General features: G+C 64.5%; 4 protein-coding genes and 2 pseudogenes. 4 read left to right on the top strand and 2 right to left on the bottom strand.

Features of this window, described 5'->3' with window-relative positions; genetic code table 11:
* The coding region (locus MOV75_RS25870) for a transporter substrate-binding domain-containing protein (protein WP_246920387.1) at window positions 1–220 on the top strand (220 nt) is incomplete at its 5' end.
* A gap of 110 nt (window positions 221–330) precedes the next feature.
* Window positions 331–495 (top strand): annotated as a pseudogene (locus tag MOV75_RS25875) (amino acid ABC transporter permease); the annotation flags it as partial.
* A 366-nt stretch (window positions 496–861) separates the two neighbouring features.
* Here the strand turns inward: MOV75_RS25875 and MOV75_RS25880 are convergent.
* Together MOV75_RS25880 and MOV75_RS25885 are read right to left on the bottom strand one after the other, a co-directional pair.
* Complete coding sequence (locus MOV75_RS25880) at window positions 862–2445, bottom strand: amidohydrolase family protein (protein WP_246930379.1); 1584 nt, start codon at window positions 2443–2445, stop codon at window positions 862–864.
* Between the two features lie 192 nt (window positions 2446–2637).
* Window positions 2638–3903, bottom strand: coding sequence for a D-amino acid dehydrogenase (locus tag MOV75_RS25885; protein WP_246930381.1), 1266 nt, complete (start codon window positions 3901–3903; stop codon window positions 2638–2640).
* 424 nt (window positions 3904–4327) lie between these two features.
* Here MOV75_RS25885 and MOV75_RS25890 point away from each other — a divergent pair, with 424 nt between their 5' ends.
* Complete coding sequence (locus MOV75_RS25890; protein WP_247006828.1) at window positions 4328–5302, top strand: LysR family transcriptional regulator; 975 nt, start codon at window positions 4328–4330, stop codon at window positions 5300–5302.
* 97 nt (window positions 5303–5399) lie between these two features.
* Window positions 5400–5550: pseudogene (locus MOV75_RS25895) on the top strand (amino acid ABC transporter substrate-binding protein); the annotation flags it as partial.

Here is a 5550-nt window from a genome sequence, read left to right on the forward strand (position 1 = left end):
CGGCATCATGCTGCGCAAGGACGACGCCGCCTTCAAGAAGGTCGTCGATGCCGCGACCGCGGCGCTCTACACCTCCGGCGAGGCGCAGAAGATCTACGACAAGTGGTTCACCCAAAAGATCCCGCCGAAGGGGCTGAACCTCAACACCCCGATCTCGGCCGAGCTGAAGAACGAGTTCGCCAAGCCGACGGATTCGCCCAATCCGGACGACTACAAGTAAGATACAGCCTCGATCTTTCGATCGGGATCATGTCCGGCCACTCTTGACACAGGGGTGGCCGGACATTTGCATGGGCGCCGGCACAACCAAGACTGGCGCGTTCGCGCGGGGCGCTCATCACGGGCTTGATCGTCGGGGTGATGCGCACGCTGCTGTCGAAAGGCGCCAACTGGTTCGGCTTCTGTTACGTCGAATTCTTCTGCAACATGCCGCTGCTGGTGCAGCTGTTCCTGTGGTTCTTCGTACTGCCGGAGCTGCTGCCGAGGGCCGCCGGCACTCGACCCTTTTATTTGAAGGAGACCCGGACTACCGGAAGGGTTCAGCCTTCTGCAGCGGGATGCTTGCAAGGGGAGCCTACTTCCATCCCAAGCACAACATGTTCCTCTGCGCCGTTCATACCGAGACCGACATCGCCGCTGCGCTCGAGGCCGCGGAGCACGGCCTTGCAACGGTGGCGGCACTTTGAGAGGCCGTCAGCTGATTGCTGTTCAATGCACGGCCGATGGCAGCAAAGATATCGGCGATCTGTTCCTCGGTGATGATCAGGGGTGGCGCGCAGCGACCGGTACCTCTGTTGGGGCGCGCTCCTTTGATACAACGTTCATAATCAGGTCGTCATTTGAAAGGCCCTCGGGCGATCTCTACGGACAAGTCCCCGGCGCCGGCGTGCGCTTGAGCGCGCGGCCGCTGGCCGCCGTCGTCAGTTGGCCGTCCTGTATCGTCGGCGCGCCGTTGACCAATAGCGTGTGCACGCCGACGGTCAGCTCGCGCGGGCGCACATAGTCCGCCTTCGGCGCGTAGCGGGCCGGGTCGAACACCACGACATCGGCGAAATAGTCCGGCCGCAGATAGCCGCGGCGGTCGAGCTTGAAGATGTCGGCCGACAGCCCGGTGGACTGCCGGATGAACGTCTTCAAATCGATGACCTTGCGCTCCCTGACGTAGACGGCGTATTTGCGCGGAAAGGTGGCGAATTGCCGGGGATGGCCGTCGGTGCCGTCGGAGCCGGTGACGACCCATGGCTGCTTCATCACGAGGTCGACATCGCTGTCGATCATGTTGAAGGAAGCGATCGAGTCGCGCGGGTTGGCGCGCAGGATGCGCACCGCGGCGTCGACCGGCTCGACCTTCCACGCCTCGGCCATTTCTGACAGCCGCTTTCCCGTCCATTCCCGATCGACGCTGGTCAGCAGGATCGAGTCCGCGCCGCCGCGGCGTCGCAAATTCTCCATCATCTCGTCGCGGATTTTCGCCATCTGTGCCGCATCATCGAAACGTTTGATCATCGCCGCATAGCCGCCATCGACCGCCCAGCGCGGCACCAGCGCCGCATCGAGGCTCGTGCTCGACGCCAGCCACGGATATTGATCCGCCGTCACCTTCTGGCCCGCCGCGCGCGCCGCCTCGATCAGGCGGATCACTTCCGGCACTTGGCCCTGCAGGTCGACGCCGAGCGCCTTCAGATGCGCAAAATGCACCGGTATCTCCGCCTCACGGCCAATCTGGAGCACCTCCTTCGCGGAGTTCATCAGACCAATGGAATACGAGCTCTCGTCGCGCTGGTGGGTGTCGTAGATGCCGCCGCGGCGCGCGGCTTCCTTCGCCACCGCCACCACTTCCTCGGTCCTGGCAAAACTCTGCGGAGCGTAGAACAGCCCGGCGGAAAGGCCGATGGCGCCTTCGCACATCGCTTTGGCAACCAGCGCCTTCATGCGTTCCAGTTCATCAGGCGAAGGCGCGCGGGCATCATGGCCCAGCACCGCCTCGCGGACCGCACCGAACCCGACATAGCTGACGATGTTGGTGCCGACCTTTTGCGCCTCGAGCTCGGCCTGATCGGCCGCGACGTTGGGCGTACCCCTGCCGTCGACGCCGATGAAGATGGTCGAAACGCCCTGCATCAGCCATGGCGCGTTCAGCCGCTTGGCCGCATCGCCCGATCGGATATAGCTTTCGGGATGGGTGTGGACGTCGATGAACCCGGGCGCGACGATCATGCCCTGTGCGTCGATGCTGGCCTTTGCCGCCGGCGCGCCGGCATGCGGGCCGACATAGACGATCCTGTCGCCGCTCACCGCGACGTCGCCGACGAACGGAGCCTCGTCGGCGCCGGTGTAGATCGTTCCTCCGCTGATGAGGAGATCGGCCGTGCCGGCGGCGATGGCAGGGGCAGTCGGGACGAGACCAAAGCAAATGGCGGCAAGAAGGGCAGGCAGGCATTTCATCTGAAAAGTCTCCGTCATGCGAGCAGCAGGCTAGTTCGCGTTCTCCCGGCCATCCAATGCAAGCTTTGCATTGGAGGCGCATCTCCCGGGCACCCAAAAAGCTCTTCCTCGCCAACAAAGCCGACCCTTGCGCTTATGGCGGACCTTGTTCTGGGATCTCGGCGAGAAAGGGAAACGTACCTGACAGAACCGTCACGCCGCGCGCCGCACCGCAAACGCGCCGGCTTCAATCGCCGCCGGCCTGCCGTCGATCAGGTCAGCGGTGAGGCGGGCGCTGCCGCAGGCCAGCGTCCAGCCGAGCATGCCGTGGCCCGAATTGATGAACAGCCCGGAGAGCGGCGACCACCCGATGATCGGCCGGCTATCGGGCGTCATTGGGCGTAGACCGCACCATGGCTCGACGTCGCCGTCAGTCGCCATCCCCAGCATTTTCGCCGCCGCGCGGCGCAGGATGTCGAGACGGCCCGGATCGAGGCTTGCATCGTTGCCGTCGAGATCGGCGATCCCGGCAACCCGGATCGCCGTGCCTTCGTCGCGCGCGAGCGGCGCGAACACCAGCTTGCGTTCGAAGTCGGTGACGCTGTGGCGAAGCGCGCTGACTTCGCCCGCGGGCTGCAGCGTGATGCTGTAGCCCTTGACCGGGTAGATCGGCAGGTAGAATCCGCAAGCTCTTGCAAAGGCGCTCGAGGATGCTCCCATGCAGAGAACGAAGCGGTCGGCTTGCACGCGTCCCTTAACGGTGTCCACGCCAACAAGACGGCCGCCGGACCGGACCGGTCCGGTCACAGGCGTGTCGAGCAGCCACTCGACATTGTTTCGCTGTGTCAGCCGGTCGGCAAGCGCGGCGCAGAACGCGGCGCAATCGCCGACCTGTTCGGAGGCGGTGAAAATGCCGCCGGCGAGTTCGCGTGCTCCGAGCTTGAGCGCGGGCTCCAGTGCGAGGCACTCGGCCGGCGTGAGCACCTGCTGCGCATTATCAGCGCCGGCCTTGCCGGTGACGGCGCTTCGCGCGGCGTCGAATTCGCTGGGCGAACGGAACAGCACCAGCTTGCCGGCGGTTCGCAATCCAAACGCGAGATCGAGCGTCTGCGACAGGCGCGTCAATTCGTCCCGGCTGATGGCGGCAAGCGCGAGCTGCGCGGCAACGGTGTCGCGCACGGCGGCCGAGCGGCAGGCGAGCAGGAAGCGAACGCCCCAGGATATCAGATGCGGATCGAGGCCGGGGCGAATACGCATCGGCGAGTCTCTGGCGACCAGCAGCGAGGGCAGCTTCAACAGTGTCGCAGGCGATGCCAGCGGGGTCACGAAGGCATAGGACAGCTGGCCGCCGTTGGCGGCGCTGGCGTCGGCGCCGGTCTCGGCATGGCGGTCGACGATGATCACGTCATGTCCGGCCTCGCTGAGGCACCATGCCGTCGTCAGTCCGATGACGCCGGCGCCGAGCACACAGATTTTCATGTAAGGACTCATTCTGGACTGTCGCCCGATGCGGCAACAGAGCCGATCGGGACGAGGAGTGGCGTTGCGGCCGCCAACCTAGGGCGGCGTGATCGCCGCCGGCGATGCCATGTCTGCATCATGCAAAACTTGCATGATGGGCCCCGCCGTAGCACGCTGGAGCGGTCGGGCGGCATCGGGCGAATGCGGATCGGCGCATGAAAGGCTGGGATTTGAAGGAAATTGGGCGGGAATCGGCGCCGGAAGGCCCTGATGCAAAGCTTGCATTGGTCGGGCCATATGCCGCTTCGCTAGGTTGCGCGCCATGGGGCAACCAATACCGTGGCAGCAAGCAATGCCGGTCGACGCACGCCGTCCCGCGCCGTCGGGAGCAGGGTATCGCGGGGAACCTGCCGCAGCGTCCGGCATCAAGACAGGTCGCGTGATGGAACTGCGCTGGCTGCAGGATTTTCTGATGGTGGCCGAGACCGGCAACTTCACCCGTGCGGCCGAGCGGCGCAACACGTCGCAGGCGGCGTTCAGCCGCCGCATCAAGTCGCTGGAGGCCTGGCTCGGCTTCGATCTGATCGATCGCAGCGTCTATCCGACGCAATTGACGCCGCAAGGCGAGCGCTTTCGCGAGCATGCCGGCGAATTGCTGCGGCAGATGCTAGACAGCCGCGACGAGCTTGGCGGCAAGCCGCTGCGCTCGCATGAGCACATCAGGATCGCACTGCCGTTCGCCATGGCGACGGCGCAGCTGCCGCAGTGGTGGCAAGCCTGGTCCGCCGAGCGGCGCATGAGCTGTTCGGTCGTGGTCGGCAACATCCATGATCTTGTCACCTCGCTGGTGTCGGGCAACGCGGACCTGATGATCTGCTATCACCACGCTCAGCAGCCGATCCATCTCGATCCGGACCGCTACGAGCGCGTGAGCCTCGGCACCGAGTATTTGCGGCCCTATGTCAGCGAGGCGCTGGCCGCCAAGGGAGGCATATCGCTGCCGGGCAAGGCGTCGCATCCGGTGCCGCTGCTGATGTATTCGCCCGGTGTCTATTTCGCGCGCCTGGTCGATCTCATCCTGGAGAATGCCCCGATCGCCGGCCAGCGGGTGATCGAAAGCGACATGTCCGATGTGCTATGCGAGATGGCGCTGGCCGGCCGCGGCGTCGCCTGGCTTACGGAAGGCACCGCCGCGGCGCATGGCCACAAGGGATTGGCGGCCATCGGGGGCAACAAATGGGCGTTGCCGCTATCTTTAGTCGCATTCAAGGACCGGACGAATAGCCAGCGCTCGCTAAATCTCTTTTGGTCCGAGTTGTGCAGGAATAATGCGGTCCATGCCGCAGACGGGCGTGCGGGGCAGGCTGCGAAAGGACCGGTCAAATCGCCTGCCAGGCCTTCGAGATCGAGTCGCTGAAGTATCGTCAGTCAATAACCAAAAGAGGGAGAATTTCGTGAAATACCGTCGGATCAGCTTCTGTCTGCTTGCTGGCGCGTTGTCCGCCGGGCCGGCGATGGCCCAGGAACTCACGGGAACGCTGAAGAACATCAAGTACACCGGCGCCATCACGCTGGGCTTTCGCGACTCCTCGATCCCGTTCTCCTATCTCGATGACAACCAGAAGCCCGTCGGGTTCGCGATGGACATCTGCTACAAGATCGTCG

The organism is Bradyrhizobium sp. PRIMUS42, from assembly GCF_023006515.1.
Classification (GTDB): Bacteria; Pseudomonadota; Alphaproteobacteria; order Rhizobiales; family Xanthobacteraceae; genus Bradyrhizobium.

What these genes read in the sequence shown, in the direction of transcription:
- MOV75_RS25885 (WP_246930381.1), bottom strand. Translation starts at nt 3,903, where the DNA reads ATGAAAATCTGTGTGCTCGGCGCCGGCGTCATCGGACTGACGACGGCA.
- MOV75_RS25880 (WP_246930379.1), bottom strand. Translation starts at nt 2,445, where the DNA reads ATGAAATGCCTGCCTGCCCTTCTTGCCGCCATTTGCTTTGGTCTCGTC.
- MOV75_RS25890 (WP_247006828.1), top strand. Translation starts at nt 4,328, where the DNA reads ATGGAACTGCGCTGGCTGCAGGATTTTCTGATGGTGGCCGAGACCGGC.